The sequence below is a fragment of the Mesorhizobium sp. PUT5 genome, from assembly GCF_052216645.1.
Taxonomy (GTDB): domain Bacteria; phylum Pseudomonadota; class Alphaproteobacteria; order Rhizobiales; family Rhizobiaceae; genus Mesorhizobium.
Genome location: NZ_JBQOSO010000003.1, coordinates 2,538,787 through 2,562,342, shown reverse-complemented (window position 1 = coordinate 2,562,342; position 23,556 = coordinate 2,538,787). Strand labels below are relative to the sequence as shown.

Genomic DNA, 23,556 nt, shown 5'->3' with positions numbered 1-23,556 from the left:
GCGCGATGGCGCCGGGGTCCGTCTTTTTGTTCGGTCGTTCAGACCGAGTAGTACATGTCGAACTCGACCGGGTGCGGGGTCATCTCGAAGCGCATCACCTCGGCCATCTTCAGTTCGATATAGGAATCGATCTGGTCGTCGTCGAACACGCCGCCGGCCTTCAGGAAGCCGCGGTCCTTGTCGAGGTTCTGCAGCGCCTCGCGCAGCGATCCGGCGACGGTCGGGATCTTCTTCAGTTCCTTCGGCGGCAGGTCGTAGAGGTCCTTGTCCATCGGCTGGCCGGGATGAATGCGGTTCTTGATGCCGTCGAGACCGGCCATCAGCAGTGCCGCGAAGCCGAGATAGGGGTTGGCGCCCGGGTCGGGGAAGCGCACTTCAAGCCGCTTGGATTTCGGCGACGAGCCGAACGGGATGCGGCACGAGGCCGAGCGGTTGCGGGCCGAATAGGCCAGCAGCACCGGCGCCTCGTAGCCCGGCACCAGCCGCTTGTAGGAGTTGGTCAGCGGGTTGGTGAAGGCGTTGATGGCCTTGGCGTGCTTGATGACGCCGCCGATGAAGTAAAGGCAGCTTTCCGACAGGCCAGCATATTCGTTGCCGGCGAAGGTCGGCTTGCCGCCCTTCCAGATCGACATATGCACATGCATGCCCGAACCGTTGTCGCCGAAGATCGGCTTCGGCATGAAGGTGGCGGTCTTGCCGTAGGCGTTGGCCACCTGGTGCACGACATACTTGTAGATCAGCATCTTGTCGGCGTTGCGCACCAGCGTGTCGAACCTGATGCCAAGCTCGTGCTGGGCGGCGGCCACCTCGTGATGGTGCTTTTCCACGCGCACGCCCATGTCGGTCAGTACGGTGAGCATCTCGGAGCGCATGTCCTGGCACGAATCGATCGGCGGCACCGGGAAGTAGCCGCCCTTCATGCGCGGACGGTGGCCGAGATTGCCGGTCTCGTAATCGGTGTCGTCGTTGGAGGGCAGTTCGGTGGAGTCCAGCTTGAAGCCCGTATTGTACGGATCGGCCTTGTACTTCACGTCGTCGAAGACGAAGAACTCGGCCTCCGGGCCGACATAGATGGTGTCGCCGATACCCTCGGCCTTCATATAGGCTTCCGCTTTCTTGGCGATGCCGCGCGGGTCGCGATTGTAGGCTTCGCCGGAGACCGGGTCGAGGATGTCGCACAGGACGACCATGGTCGACTGGGCGAAGAACGGGTCCATGTGGACCGTCTCGGTGTCGGGCATCAGCACCATGTCGGACTCGTTGATGGCCTTCCAGCCGGCGATGGAGGAGCCGTCGAACATGACGCCGTCGGCGAACATGTCCTCCTCGACCTCGGCGACGTCCATCGTCAGATGCTGGAGCTTGCCCCGCGGGTCGGTGAAACGCAGATCGACGAACTTCACGTCGTTGTCCCTGATCTGCTTCATGATGTCGGCGGCTGTGGTCATTTCAGGCTTTCCTGTACGTTGGGAGGGAAGGAAATTGCTTTGAAGGGTAATGGATCAGATGGCGTCGAGGCCGGTTTCGCCGGTGCGGATGCGGATGACTTCCTCGACATTGGACACGAATATCTTGCCGTCGCCGATGCGGCCGGTCTGGGCCGCCTTGCGGATCGCCTCGATGGCGGCCTCGACGGCGTCGTCGGCCAGCACCAGCTCGATCTTCACCTTGGGCAGGAAGTCGACGACATACTCGGCCCCGCGATATAGTTCGGTGTGACCCTTCTGGCGTCCGAACCCCTTGGCCTCGGTGACGGTGATGCCTTGTAGGCCGGCCTCCTGAAGCGCTTCCTTGACCTCGTCGAGCTTGAACGGCTTGATGATCGCCTCGATCTTCTTCATCGAACTGAACCTCCGGATTGGCAATGCCGGGCGCAGGGCCCGCTCGCGCATCCTGAAGCATGTCTCGTGCCAGTTCGTGGAAACATCGTTTCACACGCTTTTCGCCCGCCTATATTGGATCAATATAGTCCGACTGCATAAATTATGTGCAACTGCCTATTGTAAGGGCATACGATGCCGGCTTGCCGGAATGCCCGCGATTTCAGGACTTCCACGGAGAGACGAGTTCGATCTCCACCGCGCGGAAATCCGCCAGATTGCGGGTGGCGAGCCGTCCGCCATTGACCGTGGCGATGGCGGCGATCATGCCGTCGGGCGCCGACATCGATGTGCCGTGATGCGCCGCCCGCCCCATGATCTCGCCATAGGCCAAGGCCGCCTCTTCGGTCAGCCCGAAAATGCGGTCGGCAAACCGACGCCGCCAGTCGGCAAGCCCCTGCTCCAGGCGCAACGCACGTTCGTCCGGACGGATTTTGGCAATGCCGTAGGCAATTTCGGCAATAGTTACGGTCGGCAGCGCGAGTTCGGCATCATGTCGCACGAGCCAGGCGATCACTCCTTTATCCGGCGACTTTCGCAGCGTCTCCGACACGACATTGGTGTCGAGGAAGATCAAAGCTCCGGTCCCTTGTGAGCGCGCCGCGCCTCGCGGATGATCGTTTCGAGGTCTATGTCTGTCCCGTGTACGGTCGTCAGCCGCGAATAGAAATCCACGGCCGGTTCGCGTCCCGCCTCGCGGGTCTCATACGCTTCCAGCGCCCGCTCGACGATGTCGGCGACGGTACGGTTCTCGCGCCGCGCAAGGCGATGGGCAAGGTCCCGCGCTCGGGCGCTTCGGACGGAAAGTTGCGGTTCAGCCATGCGAACTTCCTTAATCTGATAGTAGAGTAATACTCCCCGTGTCTGCCATCAAGATGGCAGGCCGTGTCTAGCCAACCCTCACTCAGGACAGCGAGTCATGCGCATCGAACTCCTCTCCCCGGCGGAAATGGCCGAGGCCGACCGGCTGGCCATCGCTGCCGGGCCGTTCGAAGGCATCGGCCTGATGCGCAATGCCGGTGCTGCGGTCGCCTCCGAGGTGCTGGCGCGTTTTCCGGCGGCCGCGCGCGTGCACGTGCTGGCCGGTCCCGGCAACAATGGCGGCGACGGATACGTCGTGGCGCGCCTTCTGGCCGAGAGCGGCGTGTCCGTTTCGCTGTGGACGTCCGGCGAGCCGCGCGCTGGCAGCGACGCTGCGCTGGCCGCCGGCGAATGCCCGGTCGCGGCCTTGCCTTTGGGGGATTTTGCGCCAGGCGCGCGAGAAATCGTCGTCGACGCTCTTTATGGCGCCGGCCTGTCCAAACCGCTGGAAGGAGATGCGGCCCGCGCGGTCGATCTGGTGAACGGGCTCGGCCTGGCGGTCGTGGCCGTGGATTTGCCCTCGGGCGTGTCGAGCGCGAGCGGCCAAGTGCTGGGCCGTGCCTTCCGTGCCGCCGTCACGGTGACGTTCGCGCGCAAAAAGCCCGGCCATCTGCTCCTGCCCGGCAGGGAAATGTGCGGCGAGACCGTATTGGCCGATATCGGCATCGGCGACCGCGTCATCGCGGGCGTGGGCGCGCGCACCTATGAGAACGTTCCGCTTCTGTGGAGGAAGATGCTGCCCTTTCCGGCCGTGGACGCGCACAAATACAAGCGCGGCCATGTCGGCGTCTTTTCCGGCGGGCCGGCGGCCACCGGCGCGGCACGCCTGTCGGCGCTGGCGGCGGCACGTGCGGGGGCGGGCGCGGTCACCGTGCTGTCGCCGCCGGCCGCCATGCAGGTGAACGCCGCGCACCTCACCTCCGTCATGCTGCACAGGGTCGGCACGCCGGAAGAACTGGGCGCCTTTCTCGACGACCGGCGCCCCTCCGCCTTCGTGCTCGGCCCCGGCTTCGGCGTCGGCGAGAAGGCGCGCGATTTTGCGCTCGCGGTGCTGGAGGCGCGCAGCGGCGCCGAGGGGCTGGTGCTGGATGCGGATGGCATCACCTCGTTCCGCGACGCGCCTGCTTCGCTGTTCATCACGGCTGGCGCGGCCGGTGCGCCGGCGCTGGTGCTGACGCCGCACGAGGGCGAATTCGCCCGGCTTTTTTCCGACATTGCGGCGGATGCTGCGCTGTCGAAGCTGGACAAGGCGCGCAAGGCGGCCGCGCGGGCGCATGCCGTGGTCGTCTACAAGGGCCCCGACACGGTGATCGCCGCACCGGACGGCCGCGCCGCGATCAATTGCAACGGTGCGCCGTGGCTTGCCACCGCCGGCTCCGGCGACGTGCTGGCGGGGCTGGCCGCAGGGCTGATCGCGCAGGGCATGCCGGCCTTCGAGGCGGCCTGCGCCGGCGTCTGGCTGCACGCCGAAGCCGGCAGCCGTTTCGGCCCCGGCCTGATCGCGGAGGACTTGCCTTTGGCGCTGGTGCCGGTACTGGCGGAACTGCTGGGCGCGGCTCGCGGTTGACTTGAAGCCCCCCTTCCGATTTACCGTGGCCGGCAAATTCCCCGACAGTTCGGACCCTTTTCCATGCTCGAAAAAACCTACGACGCCAAAACCGTCGAGCCGAAGATCGCCAGACTCTGGGACGAGGCGGACGCCTTCCGTGCCGGCGCCGGTTCGGAGGAGGGGGCGGAAGCATTCGCCATTGTCATTCCGCCGCCCAACGTCACCGGCTCGCTGCATATGGGCCACGCGCTGAACAACACGCTCCAGGACATTCTGGTGCGCTTCGAGCGCATGCGCGGCAAGAACGTGCTGTGGCAGCCCGGCATGGACCATGCCGGCATCGCCACCCAGATGGTGGTGGAGCGCCGGCTGATGGAGAAGCAGATCCATCGCCGCGACCTCGGCCGCGAGGAATTCATCGAGAAGGTCTGGGAATGGAAGGCCGAATCCGGCGGCGCCATCTTCAATCAGTTGAAGCGGCTCGGCGCTTCCTGCGACTGGTCGCGCGAGCGCTTCACCATGGACGAGGGCCTGTCGAAGGCCGTGCTGGAAGTGTTCGTCACGCTCTACAAGCAGGGGCTGATCTACAAGGACAAGCGCCTCGTCAACTGGGACCCGAAGCTTTTGACGGCCATCTCCGACCTGGAGGTCGAGCAGAAGGAGATGGACGGCAATCTCTGGCACTTCCGCTATCCGGTCGAGGGCGTGGCCTTCGATCCGGAGAACCCGGCGACCTATATCACCGTCGCCACCACGCGGCCGGAGACGATGCTGGGCGATACCGGCGTTGCCGTTCATCCGGAAGACGAGCGCTACAGCCGGCTCGTCGGCAAAAATGTCGTCCTGCCGCTGGTCGGGCGCAGGATACCGGTCGTGGCGGACGAATATTCCGACCCGGAAAAGGGCACCGGCGCGGTCAAGATCACGCCCGCGCATGACTTCAACGACTTCGAGGTCGGCAAGCGCCACAAACTGCCGGCGATCAATATCCTCACCGTCGAGGCGGCGGTGAAGCTCAGCGACAACGAGGAGTTCCTCGAGGGCCTGGAACCGACGGCAGAGCAGCGCGCCATCTGGGACGAACTGGACGGGCTCGACCGCTTCGCCGCCCGCAAGCGCATCGTCGAACTGATGGAGGAGGGCGGCTTCCTCGCCAAGATCGAGCCGCACCGGCACACCGTGCCGCATGGCGATCGCGGCGGCGTGCCCATCGAGCCGTTCCTGACCGATCAGTGGTACGTCAACGCGGAAGAACTCGCCAAGCCGGCGATCGCCTCGGTGCGCGAGGGGCGCACGAACTTTGTCCCGAAGAACTGGGACAAGACCTATTTCGACTGGATGGAGAACATCCAGCCCTGGTGCATCTCGCGCCAGCTCTGGTGGGGCCACCAGATTCCCGCCTGGTACGGCCCGGACGGGCAGGTCTTCGTGGAAAAGAGCGAGGAGGAGGCGCTGGAGGCCGCCATCCAGCACTATCTCGCGCTCGAAGGCCCGTGGAAGGCATGGGTGGAGGAGAAGCTCGAAAACTTCAAGCCGGGCGAAATCCTGACCCGTGACGAGGATGTGCTCGACACCTGGTTCTCCTCGGCCTTGTGGCCGTTCTCCACGCTCGGCTGGCCCGACAGGACCCCGGAACTGGAAACCTATTACCAGACCGACGTGCTGGTGACCGGCTTCGACATCATCTTCTTCTGGGTCGCCCGCATGATGATGATGGGCCTGCACTTCATGCACGAGGAGCCGTTCCACACGGTCTACGTGCATGCGCTAGTGCGCGACAAGAACGGCGCCAAGATGTCGAAGTCGAAGGGCAACGTCATCGACCCGTTGGAACTGATCGACGAATATGGCGCCGATGCGCTGCGCTTCACGCTGGCCATCATGGCCGCGCAGGGCCGCGACGTGAAGCTCGACCCGGCCCGTATCGCCGGCTACCGCAATTTCGGCACCAAGCTGTGGAATGCGACGCGCTTCGCCGAAATGAACGGCGTGGCGCGCAACGACGACTTCTGGCTGAACGACGCCAAGCTGACGCTCAACCGCTGGATATTGACCGAACTGACGCGCGCTGCGCACGCCGTCACCGAGGGTATCACCAGCTATCGCTTCAACGAGGCGGCGGCCGCGGCCTACAAGTTCGTCTGGAACCAGTTCTGCGACTGGTACCTCGAACTGCTGAAGCCGGTGTTCATGGGCGACGACGAGGCCGCCAAGGCCGAGAGCCGCGCCTGCGTGGCCTTCGTGCTGGACGAGATCTACAAGCTGCTGCACCCCTTCATGCCGTTCATGACGGAGGAACTGTGGGCCGAGACAGCTGGCGAGGACCGGGAGCGGTCGTCGCTGCTGTGCCACGCCACATGGCCGGCGCCGGATTTCGAGGACGCGGAGTCGGCCGCCGACATCAACTGGCTGATCGATCTGGTCTCCGGCATCCGCTCCGTGCGCTCGGAGATGAACGTGCCGCCGGCCGCTATCGCTCCTCTGGCGGTGGTGGATGCCAGCGAGGCGACGCGCGAGCGCCTTGCCCGGCACGACGCCGCCATCAAGCGGCTGGCGCGCGTCGGCGACATTTCGCTGGCCGATGCCGCCCCGAAGGGCTCCGCGCAGATCGTGCTCGGCGAGGCGACGGTCTGCCTGCCGCTGGGCAGCCTGATCGACCTCAAGGCCGAAGCCGCCCGCCTGCAGAAGGAGGTGGCCAAGGTGACCGAGGAGATCGCGCGCCTGCACAAGAAGCTGTCGAACGAGAAGTTCGTGGCCAACGCACCCGACGAGGTCGTGGCCGCCGAACGCGAGAAGCTGGCCGAATATGGCGAATCGCAAGCCCGTTTGGCGGTGGCCCTGGAACGGGTGCGTGACGCGGGCTGACGGCCGTTTCACGAGGGTTTTTCCGCCGCGATCCGTCGCGAGACAGGCCTTCCGCAAGGTGAGCTTACGTAAACGGAAAAGAATTGGCCCTGTTGTTGCCGTAATGTAACAATGGGGCCGAAACCTCCGAAAGCCGAGGGTTTCCACGGCGCTCGCCGCCCAATTCCCATCCCCATCGGGCCGGAAAACCTGAAAAATCGCAGGTTTCCAGCCCTTGTCGCCCTCGCGGTCCGTCCTTCGGTCTAGTTTTGCAAGGGCGTTGTACTTGTACGCGGGAAAATCGTTATTGCTTCGTAAAGATGATTTGGCTCTAGCTTGAAGAACTGATTTCGGGGAGAGGTTTTTCATGAGCAACTCGCATTTGGGGGCACTTCTGGGGGCAGGGTGCGTCTTGCTGGCGGTTGTGGGTGCCGTCCAGGCCGGCGGTTTTTCGCGTGGCAACGCCGATACCGACATTCTGTTCGATTCCGGCAATTTTAACATGCGCGCCGGCGTCACCTACGTCGCCCCGCACCGGGAATTCGACAAGAGCCCCGTGGCCGGGCTCCTGGGCACGAGCTATACGGAAGACTATGCCATCCCCTCCGCTGCGGCGAAATTCAATCTGGCCGACAGTTTCCGCTGCGCGGGCACCATGGTGGACAACAATGGCGGTTCCGCCAGATACGCCGTGCCCAAGCTCAGCGGCAAGCTGATCGAGGACTTCACCACCAACGAGAAGGCGCTGACCTGCGGCGTGAAGTTTCAGGCCGGGCAGGGCAATTTCTGGCTGCTCGGCGGCGGCTTCATGGAAGATTTCAGGTATCACCGCGAGAATGCGCTTGGCTCCCTGCCGGGACCGACGGGCCCCGTCGCCCTTTCGAACATCAATCTGAACTTGGACGGGAAGGAGTATGGCTACCGGATCGGCGCGGCCTACGAGATTCCCGATATCGCGCTGCGCGCGCAGGTGATGTACCGCTCCGGCACCAGTTATGGCGCGACCGGTTCCGTGGTCATGCCCGCGGCCGCGCTGTTCGCCGCACAGGCCAAGTCGCTGCAAGCGCAAGCGGAGGCCGCGCTGGCAACCGGCAATGTGGCGCAGGCCCAGCAGCTCGGTGCTGCCGCCCAACAGGCGCTGCAGCAAGCGTTGGGTGCCGCGGCGGCTGGCATCGACCAGGAATATGATGCGATCGGCGTCGGCAATCTGCCGCAGAGCGTCGAGTTCAAATTGCAGAGCGGCATTGCGCCGGGCTGGCTGGCCTTCGGCGCGGTCAAGTGGACCGACTGGAGCGTGCAGAAGGAGCTTCTGGTCCGGACCGCGAACCCGATGATCGGCAGCGAGGACATCTACAACTGGCGTGACGGCTGGACCGTGACCGGCGGCGTCGGCCATGCTTTCAGCGATCGCGTTTCCGGCCTCGTCAGCTTGACCTGGGATCGCGGCGTCGCCACCGGCTGGGATCTTTCGAGCGATTCCTACACTCTCGTGCTCGGTGGGCTGGTCAAGGATTCCCTCGGCGGCGAACTGCGCGGCGGCGTCGGCTTCAGCTATCTCGCCGCGGCTCACGAGACGCAGTATTTCGGCGCCAACGGCGAGGATTTGAACCAGTCTGTGAAGGCGGGTTACGCCGTGGCTCTGAACCTCGGCTACAACATCAGATGGTAAGCGCTTGGCATATCTGAAGGAAAAGGCCGGATCGTCCCGGCCTTTTTTGCTTATGGCGCTTCTTGCGGCTGCGGCCGGCTCACGAATTGTTGCGTTTCGGCAACATCTGCCCGGCAACGCTGCCGAGGGGCGCCGCCGGGCATGGCAACCGCCCCTTTCCCGCCATAAACCCGGAGCACTTCGATAGGGGTCCGGGAACGTACCGTTGGGTGCGCTGAAGGGACGGCCGCAACCCCTGCGGCAAGGATGAAGATGAACGCCAGATCGAGTTCCCTTTCCGGATTGTTCGAGTGTGTGGCCGAGGCTTCGGAACGCGCTCCTTCCGGCACTTGTTGCGCGTGGGCCTGCGTTTTGCCTGCCGCAGACGGGGCGATCGGGCCGCATGACGGCGGCGCGGTGTTATGCGCATAGCCGGTTCCCCCCGCGCCTCGCTGCTGTCGGCGCTGGCGTTCCTGGCGGTGCTCGCTGCCGCCGACAGCGCGCTTGCCTTCGATGACAAGGTGTTCGACGACAAGATCGGCATCAAGCCCCAGTCGAATCCCTGGGCCGTGTTCCAGTTCGGTTTTTCCGCCTACAAGAACGGCCACAAGGACCAGGCTGTAGAGGCTTACAAGTATGCGGCCGAGAACGGCCAGATCGGCGCCACCTGGAAGCTGGCCCGCATGTATGCGGAAGGCGACGGCGTCACGCAGGACGACTACGAGGCCTTCAAGTTCTTCTCGGAAATTGCCGACCAGGACGTCGAGCCCGGCTCGCCGGAGGAAAGCTACGTGTCCGACGCGCTGGTGGCGCTGGGCAACTATCTGATGACCGGCATTCCCGGCACGCCGGTGGGGGCCGACGAGGTGCAGGCGCAGGAATACTACATGCGCGCCGCGGCCAACTACCGAAACCCGAACGCCCAGTTCGAGATGGGCCGCATGTTCCTGAAGGGCGAGGGGGGCGTGAAGGCCAGCATCAAGCAGGCGGCGCGCTGGTTCCAGCTTGCCGCGGAAAAGGGACACGCCGGCGCGCAGGCCACGCTCGGCAACCTCCTTTTCCAGAGCGGCAAGATGGTGCGCGGGCTTGCCATGATGACGGCGGCGCTGGAACGGGCCGCTCCCGCCGACCGGCCCTGGATCCGCTCCATGCAGGAGGAGGCATTCGCCGTGGCGCCCGAGGCCGACCGCCGCACGGCGATCTCGCTGGCTGACGACATCCTCACCAAGGGCATCAACCAGTAGGCACGCGCCGTCCGAGCCGCAAAGGCGGCCGGCCGCTATGCCGCCGCGAGGTCGAGTTCGACCGCCACCGGCACATGGTCCGATGGCTTTTCCCAGGCCCGCACGTGCTTTTCGATCGAGGCGGACGAAAAGCGGTTGGCTGCCTCGGGCGATAGCAGCAGATGGTCGATGCGGATGCCGTTGTTCTTCTGCCAGGCGCCGCCCTGATAGTCCCAGAACGTGAAGGTGGCGGGGGCGTCGGTCACGGCGCGAATCGCCTCGGTGAAGCCGAGATGCTTCAGGCGCCGGAACGCCTGCCGCGTCTGCGGCTGGAAAAGGGCGTCGCCCACCCAGTTTTCCGGGAACCTGGCGTCGATCGGCTCGGGAATGACATTGTAGTCGCCGGCCAGCACCAGCGCCTCCTCCAGCGCCAACCGTTCCGCCGCCCAGGCTTCCAGCCGCGCCATCCACGACAGCTTGTAGGGAAACTTGACCGGATCGTCGATCGGGTTGCCGTTGGGCAGATAGAGCGAGGCGACGCGCAGGCTTCCCCTGTCGGTGGAGAACACGCCCTCGATGAAGCGCGCCTGCTCGTCCGCCTCATCGCCCGGCAGGCCGCGACTGACCTCGTCGAAGCGCAATTTCGACAGGATGGCGACGCCGTTGAAGCCTTTCTGGCCGTGGGTCTCGACATTGTAGCCCAGCGCTTCCACCTCGGCGCGCGGGAACTGCTCGTCGACGGACTTGATCTCCTGCAGGCACACGATGTCGGGCTGGCTCTCGCCCAGCCAATGCGTGAGATTGCCGATGCGGGCGCGCACGCCGTTGATATTCCACGTCACGATTTTCATGAAAATCCCGGAAGAATCCCGATTGCCGGCGGCGATCCTGCATCATCGCCGCCGTGATTGGAACCGGCTTTCGCCGAAACTTGTCGGAAGCTCAGACCGAGAAACTGGTGCCGCAACCGCATGAGGCGACGGCATTGGGGTTCCGAATCTGGAACGACTGACCCATCAGGTCGTCCACGAAGTCGATGACCGAACCGCCCATGTAGACCAGCGAAAGATCGTCGATCAGCACGGTCGCCCCATCCTTCTCGATGGCAACGTCGTCGTCGTTGCGGTGATCGACCAGGTCGAATTTATAGGAAAAGCCGGAGCAGCCGCCGCCTTCCACCGACACGCGCAACGCCGTCTTGCCGGGTTCTTTGGATACGATCCCCGCTATCCGCCTTGCGGCGGCATCTGTCACTTCTACATTGATTGCGGTGCTGGCATCCGCGCTCATCGGCTTCACCTTGCGTTCGGTTGCCCTTGATAGGTATGAAGCATGGGCGGCCAAGTCAACAAGCTCGATGACGGGTGGCGGCGTCCGCCGACGGGTGAGATCATGGAAGAGCGGCAGGCCGGGCAAGGACTTGGCGATATCGGCTTCGGCTATCGTCCCCGTGTGCCCTACGCCTGCGACCCGGCCCGCTCTAGGGGGCGGCTGGTCGACGAGGCCGAGAGCCCGACCCGCACGCCTTTCCAGCGCGACCGGGACCGTATCGTCCATTCCACTGCCTTCCGCCGGCTGAAGCACAAGACGCAGGTGTTCGTGGCCCACGAAGGCGACCACTACCGCACGCGGCTCACCCACACCATCGAGGTGGCGCAGATCGCGCGTGCCCTGGCGCGTGCCCTGCGCGGCGACGAGGATCTCGCCGAGGCGGTGGCGCTGGTGCACGATTTCGGCCATACGCCGTTCGGCCACACCGGCGAGGACGCGCTGAACGAGAAGATGGCGCCGTGGGGCGGCTTCGACCACAATGCGCAGTCGCTGCGCGTGGTGACGCGGCTGGAACGCCGCTATGCCGAGTTCGACGGCCTCAACCTGACCTGGGAAACGCTGGAAGGGCTGGTCAAGCACAACGGCCCGCTGGTCGACCATCAAGGCAACGGCTTGCACGGGCCGCTGCCGCGCACCATCCGCGACTATTCGGCCCTGCACGACCTCGAACTCGACCGCTTCGCCAGCCTCGAAGCGCAGTGCGCGGCGATCGCCGACGACATCGCCTACGATACGCACGACATCGACGACGGCATCCGCTCCGGGCTGCTCAGCCTCGACATGCTGGAAGGGCTGGCCTTGCCGGGCTCGATCCTGAAGGCGGTGCGCCAGCGCTATCCGGCCCTCGACCTGGTGCGCACCGGCCACGAACTGATGCGCCGCCAGATCACCGCCATGGTCGAGGACGTGATCGCCACGGCGTCGGCGAATCTGGCGCGGCTCAAGCCGCAAAGCCCGGACGACGTGCATATGGCCGGGGAGGCCATCGTGACCTTCTCGCCGCGCATGGCCGAGGAGGAAAAAGAGCTGAAGGCGTTTCTGTATACGCATCTTTACCGCCATCCCGACGTGATGCGTGAGCGCGTCGGCGCCGAAAGGATCGTGAAGGACCTGTTCGACGCCTATTTCGCCGACCCGCGCGCCATGCCGGAAGGCTGGCGCGAGGGGCTGGACCGGGCCGACGACCGCGTCAAAGCGCGCTCCGTCGCCGACTTCCTCGCCGGCATGACCGATACCTATGCGCTGAAAGAACACCGGGGTCGGTTTGACCGCACGCCGGAATTGGGTTAGCGCGGTAAAAAACAAGTCTTAGCAGACATGTCACGCGAATGTTGACAGTCCGAACCGTTTCAAAGCTTGAAGAAAGCCCGACATGAACATCTTCGCCGAGTTCACCGTGCGGATCATCAGGGCCGTAGAAGCCCTTGATCTGAAAGACAAGGAGGGTGGTGCGCCCGACCTGTCGCGCCTTGCGGTCGAGCCGCCGCGCGACGCCAGCCACGGCGATCTCGCGACAAATGCGGCTATGGTTCTGGCCAAGCCGACGGGACAGAACCCGCGCGCATTGGCCGAAAGGATCGCCGAGGTGCTGCGCGGCGACGAAGACGTCGCAGTCGCCGAGGTCGCCGGTCCCGGCTTTGTCAACCTCCGGCTCAAGGACAGGTTCTGGCAGGCGCATCTGGCCGATATCCTGGGCGAGGGGCGGGACTACGGCCGCTCGACGGTCGGGGGGAATCGCAAGGTCAACGTCGAATACGTCTCGGCCAACCCGACCGGGCCGATGCATGTCGGCCATTGCCGCGGCGCGGTGGTCGGCGACGCGCTGGCCAATCTGATGGCGTTTGCCGGCTACGAGGTGACCAAGGAATACGTCATCAACGATGCCGGAGCGCAGATCGACGTGCTCGGCCGTTCTGCGCTGCTGCGTTACCGCGAGGCGCTGGGCGAAGACATCGGCGAGATTCCGGCTGGCCTCTATCCCGGCGACTATCTCGTTCCGGTCGGGCAGGCGCTGGCGAAGGAATTCGGCCGCAAACTCCTGGACATGCCCGAGGAGGAGGCGCTCGCCCTGGTCAAGGACCGTACCATCGACGCCATGATGGCGATGATCAAGGAAGACCTGGCGCTGCTCAACGTGCATCACGATGTGTTCTTCTCCGAACGCACGCTGCACGCCGACAACGCCGCGAAAATTCGTTCCGCGATCAACGACCTGACGCTGAAGGGGCACATCTACAAAGGCAAGCTGCCGCCGCCCAAGGGCGAGAAGCCCGACGACTGGGAGGATCGCGAGCAGACGCTGTTCCGTTCCACCGAAGTCGGCGACGACCTCGACCGGCCGCTGGTGAAATCCGATGGCTCCTTCACCTATTTCGCCGCCGACGTGGCCTACATGAAGGACAAGATCGACCGCGGTTTCGAGGACCTGATCTATGTGCTGGGTGCCGATCACGGCGGCTACGTCAAGCGGCTGGAGGCGCTGGCCCGCGCGCTGGCAGGCGATCGCGTGAAGCTGACCGTGCTGCTTTGCCAGTTGGTGAAGCTCTATCGCGGCGGCGAACCGGTGCGCATGTCCAAGCGTTCGGGCGACTTCATCACGCTGCGCGAGGTGGTGGAGGAGGTGGGGCGCGACCCCATCCGCTTCATGATGCTCTATCGCAAGAACGACGCGCCGCTCGATTTCGACTTCGCCAAGGTCACCGAGCAGTCGAAGGACAATCCGGTGTTTTATGTGCAGTACGCTTCGGCGCGCTGCCACTCGGTGTTCCGCCAGGCAGGCGAACAGTTTCCCGGCGAGGTTTTCTCCCGAGAACGGCTCGGAAGCGGACTGTCTCAGCTTACGGACGAAGGCGAGATCGGTCTGATTCGCAAGCTGGCCGAATATCCGCGTTTGATCGAGCAGGCGGCGCTTTCGCTGGAACCGCACCGGCTGGCCTTCTACCTCTACGACCTCGCCAGCACCTTCCATGCGGCCTGGAACAGAGGGCACGATGCGCCGGACTTACGTTTTGTTAAGGTTAACGACCCACAATTGACCATTGCCAGACTAGGGCTGGTGCAGGCTGTATCGGATGTTCTGACGTCCGGCCTGACGCTGATAGGAGCGGATGCGCCCACCGAGATGCGTTAGGCTGCACTGAAAAACCTGTCACCTTTTGCCCACATTGCGCTGGTAGGGCCAACCCTGCGCGACGTCCATGGCGTCCGATTGAGTGCGAGTTCGGGAACGACAATGGCAGACAGACCCCAACGCAAGATCGCCGATCACAACGACATCGCCTCCGACGATCCCTTCGCGGAACTGACCAGGATCATGGGCTTCGACCCGCGCGAGCCTGTCGCTCCACGCGCGGAGCCCCGGCTCGTCGCCATCGAGCCCGCCCTGGACGATTTCGACATCGACCTGGAAAAGGAACTGATGGGCGAATTCGGCGATTTCGAGGCGCCGCAGGCGCTGTCCGCCGAGGTCGCGGCGCCGCAGCCGCCGGCCATTCCTGAGGCGATCGGCGAACCCACCGTGTATGATGCCCCCGCAATGGATGACCACCTCGCTCCGGCATCGGGCGAGGATTTTGACCTCGACGAGGATTTTTCCCGCGAGGCGGATGTATACGCCGCCCACGGCGCCGATGACGTCGCCGGCCGGGAATTCGATCATGCTGTCGCCGAGGCGTTCGGTGAACTCCACGGCGAAGCCGAAATCGGCCACGAGAGCCACGGCCATGCGTCCGCCGAAGTCGAGGATTTCGACGCGCATTTCGACCAGGCGATGGCCGCAGCCGAGATGGATTTTCCCGCTGCTGCGATAGAGGCGCATGAGCCGGTTTCGCCATCGGAGGCGCATGAGCACGAGTGGCGGCAGCCGGCAACGCCCGAGCCTGTTGCCGAAGTGGCCATGCCGGTGCAGGAGGCCGTGCCGGCCCCGGCCGCTGCTGTCGCCGGCTCGGACAGTCTGGAAGACGAACTGAATGCGCTGCTGAATCGCATGAGTGCGCGCCCCGTCATGGCTGCGTTCTCCGATCTGCCTGCCGACGACCGATCGGCCGCACCGGTCGACCAGGAGCCGGCAAACACCGACGAGCTGGACTGGGCGCTAGATAAGGCGGCGATGGAGGCCGAAGGCGAGCCCGCGGAACCGGATTTCGAGGCTGAGCTTCTGGCCGGTCTCGAGGCGGAGGCTTTCGAGGATGCTCCGGAAGAGGGCGACCGGTACCGGCCCGAACATTCAGAGCAGGAAGCGCCTCCTGTGGAAGCGTATGCCGATGTGCATGCGTCCGACGAGGCGGCCGAGGAGGAGGAGGCATCGTTCGACGGCGAGGCTTTCGATGCCGCACTTGCCGCGCAGATGTCGGCCGAGGACGAAGCGCCGGTCGATCCGGTCGCATCGGACGAGCCCGAGGACCCGATCGAATCGCTTCAATGGCTGAGTTCCCGTCCGGCGCCGCAATTCGTTGCGGAGCCGCCGGCACGGGTCTGGGGCAGAGGCACGCCTGTCGCGCCGGTGAGCAGTCCGGCGGAGGCGCCGGTGCGGGCCGAAGCCCAGGCACCAGCGGCTGCGGCGCCTGTCGATGCCTACGATTACGCCGCGCCCGAACAGGACGAGACCGAGGCCTTCGAGGAGCCCGCGGCCGAAGCCGCTGCCGGCTACGACGACGTGCCCGATATCGAGACCGTCGATGTGCCTGAGCGCGTGGTCGCATTGGCCGACGATCTCGACATTCCCGAGCTTGCCTTCGAGGAAGATCAGGCGGAAGCGCCTGCTTTCGACGATCTCGACGCCGAGTTTGCCAGCCTGCTCAACGAGATGAACGCCGCCGAGCCGGTGCAGGCCCAGGCACGCGCCACCTCATACGAGGACGAGCCCTATGCCGCAGGTTTCGGCCGCCACGCCGCCGACCAGCGCGCCTATGCCGATTTCAGTGCCGCGGTTGCACCGGTCGCGGCCGCCGCGGCTGCCACGGGGCTTTCCGGTGGCGGTGCCCCGCGCGGGTTCGCCGCGCAGCAATTTGCGGGCGGGCAGGTTCCGGCCGAGGCCGATCCCTTCGCCGTCACCGACGATCTCGACTTTGATCCCGACCTCGAAGAGGCCATGGCCATTCCCGCTGCGGCGCAAATGGAGGCTGCCGGATCCTCGCGCCGGCGCGGCCTGCTGATCGCCGGTGTGATCGGTGCCGTAGCGGTCGTGGGCGGGCTCGGCGCATTTGCCCTGTCTTTCGGCGGCAAGGGCGCCAGTGATGCGCCGGCCATCGTCAAGGCCGACAACCAGCCCATCAAGGTCAAGCCGGAGAATCCGGGCGGCACGGTCATCCCGAACCAGGACAACAAGGTTTACGACGCCGTGGCAAAGGGCGCCAAGCCGGCCGCGCCGGCCCAGCAGACGCTGGTTGCCAAGGCGGAAGAGCCGGTGGACGTCACCGCACAGGAACCGCAGGCGCGCATCGTCAACCTTTCGGCGCAGGAGGAAGTCGACGCCGCAGCTCCGACGATGCCGGCGCAGGCAGGGAAGTCCGAGGATCGCATCGTGCAGACCGACGACGCTGCTGCCCCGGCCGGCCAGGACACGCCTCTCGTGACCCCGCGCAAGGTGCGCACCATGGTGGTCAAGCCCGACGGATCGCTGGTTCCGCGCGAGGAGGCTGCGCCGGTGCAGGTCGCTGCGGTCGAGCCGATCGATCCGGCGCCCCAGCATGTGGCCGCACCGGCTGCGCAGGATGCCGATGCCGTCGCTCCCGCCGCGCAGGCGCCGGCAAAGCCGGCCGCGCAGTCCCAGTCCGTCACGCCCGCGCGTGCGCCGGTGGCGCCGCAGCGCCCGTCCGACCAGCCGGTCAACGTCGTGGGCGAGGTCAAGCCCGACCAGGTGGCTTCGATCGATTCCGGTGCCGCCGCTGCCGGTTCCTGGTCGGTGCAGATCGCTTCCCAGCCGACCGCCGAAAGTGCCCAGGCCACTTACGACGACCTTGCGCGCCGCTATGCCGGCGTGCTGCAGGGCCGCAGCGCCAGCATCGTCAAGGCCGAAGTCGCGGGCAAGGGCACCTTCTATCGCGTGCGCGTCGCCACCCAGTCGCGCAACGACGCCATCGCCCTGTGCACGAGCTACAAGGCCGCCGGCGGCAACTGCTTCGTGTCGAAGTAGCCCTGTCTTCCATTGACTGCAACGGCGCGGCCTCTGCCGCGCCGTTCTGCTTTCCGGGCCGAGACAATCGCTTCCGGCGAGGCTAAAATCTGTCGGAATTGCCGGGGCTCGTGCGTCATTTGTCGTGATGGCGCACGATCCGCCGTGCGCCCCTTGCGGTTTGTCCAAGGGAGACAAATGACATGGGCACTTCCTATCGCTGGGTGATTGTTGTCGCCGGCGCGCTGATGACGTGCGTGGCCCTCGGCGCGATGTTTTCGCTGGCCATTTTTCTGGAGCCGATGGCGGCCGGAACCGACTGGTCGCGTGCCGGCATTTCAAGCGCCATGACGCTGAACTTCCTCGTCATGGGCGCAGGCGGCTTCGCCTGGGGCGCGGCCACCGACCGTTTCGGCCCGCGCATCGTCGTGCTGAGCGGTGCGGTCCTGTTGGGGTTCGCGCTGGTGGTGGCCAGCCGGGCCCAGTCGCTGCTGGCGTTTCAATTGACCTACGGCGTGCTGGTCGGGCTTTCCGCCAGTGCTTTCTTCGCGCCGATGATCGTGGCCACGACGGCCTGGTTCGACACGCATCGCAGCCTCGCCGTTTCGCTGGTTTCGGCGGGCATGGGCGTGGCGCCCATGACCATCTCGCCTTTCGCGCGCTGGCTCATCACGGCCTATGACTGGCGCACGGCCATGTTCGTCATCGGCGTGATGGCCTGGGCGCTGTTGGTGCCCGCCGCACTTCTCGTGCGCGGCGCCCCCGCCGCGGCTCATCCCGAGGCTTCGGCGGCACAAGCCCCGCAAGAAGCGGGAATGACGCTGCGGCAGGCCTTCGGCTCCGTGCAGTTCCTGGTGCTCGCCATGACGTTCTTTGCCTGCTGCGCGGCGCATTCCGGCCCGATCTTCCACATGGTCAGCTATGCCATGGCCTGCGGCGTGGCGCCGATGGCCGCAGTAAGCATCTACAGCGTCGAAGGCCTTGCAGGGCTGGGCGGGCGCATATTGTACGGGGTTCTCGGCGACCGGATCGGCGTCAAGCCGGTTCTGGTCGTCGGCCTGCTGGTCCAGGCGGCGGTGATCGCGGCCTATCTCACGGTTCGCAATATTGGGGAGTTCTATGCCCTGGCCGTCATCTTCGGCGGCACCTATGGTGGGGTGATGCCGCTCTATGCGGTTCTGGCGCGCGAATATTTCGGGCCCCGCATCCTCGGCACCGTATTCGGCGCTGCCACCATGGTTTCCAGCCTCGGCATGGCCATCGGCCCGGTGGCGGGCGGCTGGGTGTTCGACGCTTATGCCAGCTATTCCTGGCTGTTCGTCGGTTCGGCGCTCGTCGGGCTGGGCGCGGTGGCGATCGCACTGGCCTTCCCGCCGCTGCCAAGGACGCGTCTCCAGCCAGCGTAGGGCGGCGCCGGGGCGGGAGGGCCGGTTCGCGGGCGCGATTTTCTTTGCGGCCGCGACCTTCTAGACTTCGTCCATGACCGAATCACAAACGCTCATCCTCGGCTGTTCCGGAAAATCGCTCACCCGCGAGGAACGGACCTTCTACCGCAACGAATGCCCCTGGGGCTTTATTCTGTTCGCGCGCAATGTCGGCGAAGCGGAACAGATCCGCGATCTCGTGGCCGACATGCGCGACTGTGTCGGCCGCGAGGATGCGCCCGTATTCATCGACCAGGAAGGCGGCCGGGTGCAACGCCTGCGCCCGCCGCTGGCGCCGAATTATCCCGCTGCGGGTGCGCTGGGAGCGCTCTACCGTGACGACGAGGAGGCCGGCCTGCGCGCCGCCTGGCTGCTGTCGCGGCTTCATGCCTTCGACCTCAGGCGCTACGGCGTCAGCGCAGATTGCCTGCCGGTTCTCGACGTGCCGGTGGACGGCGCCAGCGACGTCATCGGCCAGCGCGCCTACGACAGGGAGCCGAAGATCGTGGCGGCCATGGGCCGCGCGGCGGCGCAAGGTCTGATGGATGGCGGGGTGCTGCCGGTCATGAAACACATTCCCGGCCACGGCCGCGCCACTGCCGACACCCATTTCGAACTGCCCACCGTCACCGCGTCGTTGAAGGAATTGCTCGACCACGATTTCGCCCCCTTCCGGGCGTTGAACGATCTGCCGATCGCCATGACCGCGCATGTGATCTACAGCGCTGTCGACCCGCGCAACCCCGCTACCACTTCCGGAAAGGTGGTGGAGGAAATCATTCGCGGCGAGATCGGCTTCGACGGGCTTCTGGTCAGCGACGACACCTCCATGAAGGCGCTTTCTGGGGATTTTCCGACGAAAGCCGCATCGATCCTTGCAGCCGGCGTCGATCTGGTCCTTCACTGCAACGGCGTGATGGAGGAAATGGCGGCGGTCGCGTCGCGGGCGAAGCCCCTGGAGGGTATGGCGCTGGCGCGCGCCGAGCGTGCGATGGCCTCGGTCAGAGACAGCGACGGCAGCGACGAGGCCGAGATTAGGGCCGAGTTCGCGCAATATTTCGAGGCGAACGCAAAGGCGGCAGGGAGAACGGACGGACGAGGTGGCGCAGGCAGTTGACCAGAAGGCCGCGAAGGCCGTGCCGATGGATCGCCTGTGGGCCGAGGGCGACGGCTCGCGCGCCGTCAGCGACCCAGAACTGGTGGTCGATGTCGACGGCTTCGAAGGCCCGCTCGATCTTCTGCTCCATCTGGCCCGCAACCAGAAGGTGGATCTGGCGCGCATCTCGGTGCTGGCGCTGGCCGAGCAATATCTCGCTTTCGTCGAGAAGGTGAGAGCGATGCGGCTGGAACTGGCCGCCGACTATCTGGTCATGGCGGCGTGGCTGGCCTTTCTCAAGTCCAGGCTGCTGATCCCCAAGCAAAAGGGCGAGGAGGGCGAGAGCGGCGAGGAAATGGCCGCGTTGCTCCAGTTCCGCCTGCAGCGGCTGGAAGCCATGCGCGAGGCCGCCGCCCGCCTGGTCAACCGCAACCGGCTGGGCCGCGACGTGTTCGCGCGCGGCATGCCGGAAATGGTGATCGTGGAGAAGCGCAACGAATTTTCCGCCACGCTCTATGACCTTCTCACCGCCTATGCTTCGCAGCGCCAGCGGCGCGCCGTCACCAATGTGCAGATCGCCAAGCGCGGGGTGTGGTCGCTCAAGGAAGCGCGCGCCATTTTGACGCGGCTGGTCGGCTCGCTGTCCGACTGGACCGCGCTGGACGCTTTCCTCATCGACTACCTGGCCAGCCCGCAGGACAGGCGCACGGCTGTCGCCAGTTCGTTCGCCGCGACTTTGGAACTGGTACGCGAGGGCACGATGGAGATGCGCCAGGAAGAGGCTTTCGCGCCCCTCTATCTGCGCGGGCGACGGCGCGCTAAAGCGGCCGAGACCGCATCATGAGCGAGGGCGGAAAGGCTTCCGTCGTTCCTTTCCGTACCGGCGGCGCGACGCCGCAGGACGAGTTGCCGGCGGGCGACGCCGTGGCCCGGCTGCGCCTTGCCGAGGCCGTGCGCATGGCAGAGGCGATCGTCTTCGCCAGCGCCGAGCCGGTCAGCGACAAGCAGCTTGCCGCGCGCCTGCCGGAGGGCGTGGACGTGCCGGCGGCCATGGCCGAATTGCGGCAGATCTATGCGCGCCGCGGCGTCAATCTGGTGCGCGTGGGCGAGGCCTGGGCCTTCCGCACCGCCGGGGACCTGGCATTTCTGATGAGCCGCGATGCCGTGCAGCAGAGGAAGCTGTCGCGCGCCGCGCTGGAGGTGCTGGCCATCATCGCCTACCACCAGCCGGTGACGCGCGCCGAGATCGAGGACATACGCGGCGTCGAGACCTCCAGGGGCACCTTGGACACGCTGCTGGAGACGGAATGGGTGAGGATGCGCGGCCGTCGCAAGACCCCCGGCCGGCCGGTGACCTACGGCACGACCGAAAAATTTCTCGACCATTTCAATCTTGAGGAGATTCGCGATCTTCCGGGCATCGAGGAACTGAAGGGCGCGGGCCTGCTGTCGGCCCGCATGCCGTCCAACTTCTCGGTGCCGCTGCCTCCGGCCGATCCGGACGAACTGACGGAGGACGAGGACCCGCTGACCGACATCGACCTGGAGGAACTCGGCCTTTTGACGCCGCGCGTCACGGAAGAGTGAGCGCTTCGGGGGCACGAATCCGGCCCCTGCGGCGATCATACACAGGCTCGGTCGTAGTTCCGTTTGAATCGGAATGAAAAAACGCATAGATCAGGTCGAGGGAAGCAGTTCGAGAGAGACATACAATGGGTTCGTTTTCGATTTGGCACTGGCTGATCGTCCTGGTGATCGTTCTTCTGGTGTTCGGCCGTGGCAAGATCCCGGAACTGATGGGTGACATGGCCAAAGGCATCAAGAGCTTCAAGAAGGGCATGGCCGACGACGATGAAGAAACCGTCGATGCCAGCCGCACCGTCGAGCACCGCGCCGACGAAACCGTGACGACGGCGAAGGAAAAGGCCAGCAAGAGCTGAGCCTGTGAACGGTTTGCTTCTGGTCGGAACGGTTAGCCATGTTTGAAGTCGGCTGGAGCGAGATGCTGGTGATCGCGGTCGTCATGATCGTGGTCGTCGGCCCCAAGGACTTGCCGAAAATGCTGCGGACGATGGGCCGCATGACGGCGAAGCTGCGCGGCATGGCCGGCGATTTCCAGCGCCAGTTCAACGAGGCGCTCAAGGAAGCCGAACTCGACGACGTCAAGAAGTCGGTCGATTCCCTGCGCAGCCTCAACCCGATGGCGGAGATCAGGAAGCAACTCAATCCGTTTGAAGATGCGGCCGCCGACGTGCGTGCCGGCCTCGATCAAGCCATGAAGCCGAAGCCTGCCGAGCCGACCGTCCCGGACGCCACCGAGGCGGCGCAGCCCGCCGAGCCGCTCAAGAACGGCGCCGCCGCGCTGCCCGACGGGCTCGATACGCCGGCGCCGCAGCCGCAGGCAACTCCTGCGACGCCGGCACAGGCGCCTGCTGCGCCGGCCGTTGCCGTGGCACCGGAGCCGGCGAAGAAGGGCAAGGCGGCCTCTGAGAAGGCAGCGTCTTCCGGCCCGGCGCCTGCCGCCGCAAGGAAAGCAAGGGCCACGGCCGCGAAATCGGCCGCCGTCACATCTGCCGGCAAGCGCGCTGCGCCTGCGGCCAGGAAAGAATCTGCTGCGAAAGTCGCCGAAAAGGCTGGCAAGGCCGAAAAGGCCGGCAAGAGGGAAGCTAAGGGAACCCCCAAGTGAGCCTTACCGAACGCGACAAGGAAGAGATCGAGAAATCGTCGGCGCCGCTCATCGAGCACCTGATCGAGCTGAGGAAGCGGCTGATCTGGTCCATCGTCGGCTTTTTCGTTGCATTCCTGGTCTGCTTCTTCTTTGCCAAGAAGCTGTTCAACCTGCTGGTCATCCCGTTCAAATGGGCGACGCAATGGGCGGGGCTCGACCCGCACAAGGTCGAGCTGATCTATACCGCTCCGCAGGAATTCTTCTTCACCCAGATCAAGCTTGCCATGTTCGGTGGCATGGTCATCGCCTTTCCGCTGATCGCCACGCAGATCTACAAGTTCATCGCGCCCGGTCTCTACAAGAACGAGCGCGCCGCGTTCCTGCCCTTCCTGATCGCCTCGCCGATCCTGTTTTTGATGGGCGCGGGCCTCGTATATTTCTTCTTCACGCCCATGGTGATGTGGTTCTTCCTGGCCATGCAGCAGACCGGCTCTGACGGGAACGTCCAGATTTCGCTGCTGCCCAAGGTGTCGGAATATCTCAGCCTCATCATGACGCTGATCTTCTCCTTCGGCCTCGTGTTCCAGCTTCCCGTGGTCACCAGCCTGATGGCGCGGGTCGGCTTGCTGTCGTCGCAGGCGTTGGCCGACAAGCGCAAATGGGCGATCGTGCTCGCCTTCGTGGTGGCCGCGGTGCTGACCCCGCCCGACCCGATGAGCCAGATCGGCCTCGCCGTGCCCACCATCCTGCTCTACGAGGTGTCGATTTGGGCCGCTCGCATGATCGAGCGCGACCGCGCCCGCCAGCAGGCCGCTCGCGAGAAGGAAGATAACGGCTCTTCCGCTTCCTCCACCTGACCGGGACGACGCTTCACGCTTGCCAGTGAGGCGCGAACCGGCTTGCATCCGCCGCGTATGCG

20 protein-coding genes are annotated in these 23,556 nt (G+C 65.2%); 14 read left to right on the top strand and 6 right to left on the bottom strand.

All coding sequences use genetic code 11. The features are described from left to right. Positions 1–38 precede the first annotated feature (38 nt). From glnA to ACTDI4_RS14015, 4 genes are all read right to left on the bottom strand, one after another. On the bottom strand, positions 39–1,448 hold the full coding sequence (gene glnA / locus ACTDI4_RS14030; protein WP_442841729.1) for a type I glutamate--ammonia ligase: 1,410 nt from the start codon (positions 1,446–1,448) through the stop codon (positions 39–41). 54 nt (positions 1,449–1,502) lie between these two features. Then, complete coding sequence (locus ACTDI4_RS14025) at positions 1,503–1,841, bottom strand: P-II family nitrogen regulator (RefSeq protein WP_442841728.1); 339 nt, start codon at positions 1,839–1,841, stop codon at positions 1,503–1,505. Between the two features lie 202 nt (positions 1,842–2,043). Further along, positions 2,044–2,457: a type II toxin-antitoxin system VapC family toxin gene (locus ACTDI4_RS14020; RefSeq protein WP_442841727.1), complete on the bottom strand. Its 414-nt coding sequence runs from the start codon at positions 2,455–2,457 to the stop codon at positions 2,044–2,046. Further along, a complete protein-coding gene (locus ACTDI4_RS14015) occupies positions 2,454–2,702 on the bottom strand; it encodes a plasmid stabilization protein (RefSeq protein WP_442841726.1) in 249 nt (82 codons plus the stop codon). The genes ACTDI4_RS14020 and ACTDI4_RS14015 overlap by 4 nt, the downstream gene beginning before the upstream one ends. A 97-nt stretch (positions 2,703–2,799) precedes the next feature. Here ACTDI4_RS14015 and ACTDI4_RS14010 point away from each other — a divergent pair, with 97 nt between their 5' ends. The 4 genes from ACTDI4_RS14010 (at position 2,800) to ACTDI4_RS13995 (ending at position 10,026) form a co-directional block, all read left to right on the top strand. Beyond that, positions 2,800–4,308, top strand: a complete 1,509-nt coding sequence (locus tag ACTDI4_RS14010) for an NAD(P)H-hydrate dehydratase (protein ID WP_442841725.1) — start codon at positions 2,800–2,802, stop codon at positions 4,306–4,308. A 63-nt stretch (positions 4,309–4,371) separates the two neighbouring features. Further along, complete coding sequence (locus ACTDI4_RS14005; protein WP_442841724.1) at positions 4,372–7,155, top strand: valine--tRNA ligase; 2,784 nt, start codon at positions 4,372–4,374, stop codon at positions 7,153–7,155. A gap of 346 nt (positions 7,156–7,501) precedes the next feature. Further along, positions 7,502–8,803, top strand: a complete 1,302-nt coding sequence (locus tag ACTDI4_RS14000) for an outer membrane protein transport protein (RefSeq protein WP_442841723.1) — start codon at positions 7,502–7,504, stop codon at positions 8,801–8,803. A 401-nt stretch (positions 8,804–9,204) separates the two neighbouring features. Continuing rightward, positions 9,205–10,026, top strand: a complete 822-nt coding sequence (locus ACTDI4_RS13995; protein ID WP_442841722.1) for a tetratricopeptide repeat protein — start codon at positions 9,205–9,207, stop codon at positions 10,024–10,026. 35 nt (positions 10,027–10,061) lie between these two features. Here ACTDI4_RS13995 and xth read toward each other — a convergent pair whose 3' ends face one another. Both xth and erpA read right to left on the bottom strand, forming a co-directional pair. Then, positions 10,062–10,856, bottom strand: a complete 795-nt coding sequence (gene xth, locus ACTDI4_RS13990; RefSeq protein ID WP_442841721.1) for an exodeoxyribonuclease III — start codon at positions 10,854–10,856, stop codon at positions 10,062–10,064. 91 nt (positions 10,857–10,947) lie between these two features. Further along, the gene (gene erpA, locus ACTDI4_RS13985; protein ID WP_442841720.1) at positions 10,948–11,295 is read right to left on the bottom strand and encodes an iron-sulfur cluster insertion protein ErpA; all 348 of its coding nucleotides are present in this window, start codon (positions 11,293–11,295) and stop codon (positions 10,948–10,950) included. Between the two features lie 102 nt (positions 11,296–11,397). On the opposite strand from erpA, the gene ACTDI4_RS13980 reads away from it, so the two are divergent. From ACTDI4_RS13980 to tatC, 10 genes are all read left to right on the top strand, one after another. Then, positions 11,398–12,627, top strand: coding sequence for a deoxyguanosinetriphosphate triphosphohydrolase (locus ACTDI4_RS13980; protein ID WP_442843353.1), 1,230 nt, complete (start codon positions 11,398–11,400; stop codon positions 12,625–12,627). An 82-nt stretch (positions 12,628–12,709) separates the two neighbouring features. Next, complete coding sequence (gene argS / locus ACTDI4_RS13975; RefSeq protein ID WP_442841719.1) at positions 12,710–14,467, top strand: arginine--tRNA ligase; 1,758 nt, start codon at positions 12,710–12,712, stop codon at positions 14,465–14,467. A 102-nt stretch (positions 14,468–14,569) separates the two neighbouring features. Beyond that, complete coding sequence (locus tag ACTDI4_RS13970; protein WP_442841718.1) at positions 14,570–17,470, top strand: SPOR domain-containing protein; 2,901 nt, start codon at positions 14,570–14,572, stop codon at positions 17,468–17,470. A 182-nt stretch (positions 17,471–17,652) separates the two neighbouring features. Continuing rightward, the gene (locus ACTDI4_RS13965) at positions 17,653–18,855 is read left to right on the top strand and encodes an MFS transporter (protein ID WP_442841717.1); all 1,203 of its coding nucleotides are present in this window, start codon (positions 17,653–17,655) and stop codon (positions 18,853–18,855) included. Between the two features lie 73 nt (positions 18,856–18,928). Continuing rightward, positions 18,929–19,990, top strand: coding sequence for a beta-N-acetylhexosaminidase (nagZ, locus tag ACTDI4_RS13960; protein ID WP_442841716.1), 1,062 nt, complete (start codon positions 18,929–18,931; stop codon positions 19,988–19,990). Positions 19,991–20,015: 25 nt separating this feature from the next. After that, positions 20,016–20,813: a segregation and condensation protein A gene (locus ACTDI4_RS13955; protein WP_442843352.1), complete on the top strand. Its 798-nt coding sequence runs from the start codon at positions 20,016–20,018 to the stop codon at positions 20,811–20,813. Continuing rightward, on the top strand, positions 20,810–21,556 hold the full coding sequence (scpB, locus tag ACTDI4_RS13950) for an SMC-Scp complex subunit ScpB (RefSeq protein ID WP_442841715.1): 747 nt from the start codon (positions 20,810–20,812) through the stop codon (positions 21,554–21,556). Before ACTDI4_RS13955 ends, scpB begins: the two co-directional genes overlap by 4 nt. Before the next feature lie 125 nt (positions 21,557–21,681). Beyond that, complete coding sequence (locus tag ACTDI4_RS13945) at positions 21,682–21,909, top strand: twin-arginine translocase TatA/TatE family subunit (RefSeq protein ID WP_442841714.1); 228 nt, start codon at positions 21,682–21,684, stop codon at positions 21,907–21,909. A 38-nt stretch (positions 21,910–21,947) separates the two neighbouring features. After that, positions 21,948–22,655: a Sec-independent protein translocase protein TatB gene (gene tatB, locus ACTDI4_RS13940; RefSeq protein ID WP_442841713.1), complete on the top strand. Its 708-nt coding sequence runs from the start codon at positions 21,948–21,950 to the stop codon at positions 22,653–22,655. Beyond that, positions 22,652–23,494, top strand: a complete 843-nt coding sequence (tatC, locus tag ACTDI4_RS13935) for a twin-arginine translocase subunit TatC (RefSeq protein ID WP_442841712.1) — start codon at positions 22,652–22,654, stop codon at positions 23,492–23,494. Before tatB ends, tatC begins: the two co-directional genes overlap by 4 nt. Positions 23,495–23,556 lie beyond the last annotated feature (62 nt).

Excerpts from the sequence above, each read along its gene's own strand:
- glnA (WP_442841729.1), bottom strand. The coding sequence starts at position 1,448 with ATGACCACAGCCGCCGACATCATGAAGCAGATCAGGGACAACGACGTG.
- ACTDI4_RS14025 (WP_442841728.1), bottom strand. The coding sequence starts at position 1,841 with ATGAAGAAGATCGAGGCGATCATCAAGCCGTTCAAGCTCGACGAGGTC.
- ACTDI4_RS14015 (WP_442841726.1), bottom strand. The coding sequence starts at position 2,702 with ATGGCTGAACCGCAACTTTCCGTCCGAAGCGCCCGAGCGCGGGACCTT.
- ACTDI4_RS14010 (WP_442841725.1), top strand. The coding sequence starts at position 2,800 with ATGCGCATCGAACTCCTCTCCCCGGCGGAAATGGCCGAGGCCGACCGG.
- ACTDI4_RS14005 (WP_442841724.1), top strand. The coding sequence starts at position 4,372 with ATGCTCGAAAAAACCTACGACGCCAAAACCGTCGAGCCGAAGATCGCC.
- ACTDI4_RS14000 (WP_442841723.1), top strand. The coding sequence starts at position 7,502 with ATGAGCAACTCGCATTTGGGGGCACTTCTGGGGGCAGGGTGCGTCTTG.
- ACTDI4_RS13995 (WP_442841722.1), top strand. The coding sequence starts at position 9,205 with ATGCGCATAGCCGGTTCCCCCCGCGCCTCGCTGCTGTCGGCGCTGGCG.
- xth (WP_442841721.1), bottom strand. The coding sequence starts at position 10,856 with ATGAAAATCGTGACGTGGAATATCAACGGCGTGCGCGCCCGCATCGGC.
- erpA (WP_442841720.1), bottom strand. The coding sequence starts at position 11,295 with ATGAGCGCGGATGCCAGCACCGCAATCAATGTAGAAGTGACAGATGCC.
- ACTDI4_RS13980 (WP_442843353.1), top strand. The coding sequence starts at position 11,398 with ATGGAAGAGCGGCAGGCCGGGCAAGGACTTGGCGATATCGGCTTCGGC.
- argS (WP_442841719.1), top strand. The coding sequence starts at position 12,710 with ATGAACATCTTCGCCGAGTTCACCGTGCGGATCATCAGGGCCGTAGAA.
- ACTDI4_RS13970 (WP_442841718.1), top strand. The coding sequence starts at position 14,570 with ATGGCAGACAGACCCCAACGCAAGATCGCCGATCACAACGACATCGCC.
- ACTDI4_RS13965 (WP_442841717.1), top strand. The coding sequence starts at position 17,653 with ATGGGCACTTCCTATCGCTGGGTGATTGTTGTCGCCGGCGCGCTGATG.
- nagZ (WP_442841716.1), top strand. The coding sequence starts at position 18,929 with ATGACCGAATCACAAACGCTCATCCTCGGCTGTTCCGGAAAATCGCTC.
- ACTDI4_RS13955 (WP_442843352.1), top strand. The coding sequence starts at position 20,016 with ATGGATCGCCTGTGGGCCGAGGGCGACGGCTCGCGCGCCGTCAGCGAC.
- scpB (WP_442841715.1), top strand. The coding sequence starts at position 20,810 with ATGAGCGAGGGCGGAAAGGCTTCCGTCGTTCCTTTCCGTACCGGCGGC.
- ACTDI4_RS13945 (WP_442841714.1), top strand. The coding sequence starts at position 21,682 with ATGGGTTCGTTTTCGATTTGGCACTGGCTGATCGTCCTGGTGATCGTT.
- tatB (WP_442841713.1), top strand. The coding sequence starts at position 21,948 with ATGTTTGAAGTCGGCTGGAGCGAGATGCTGGTGATCGCGGTCGTCATG.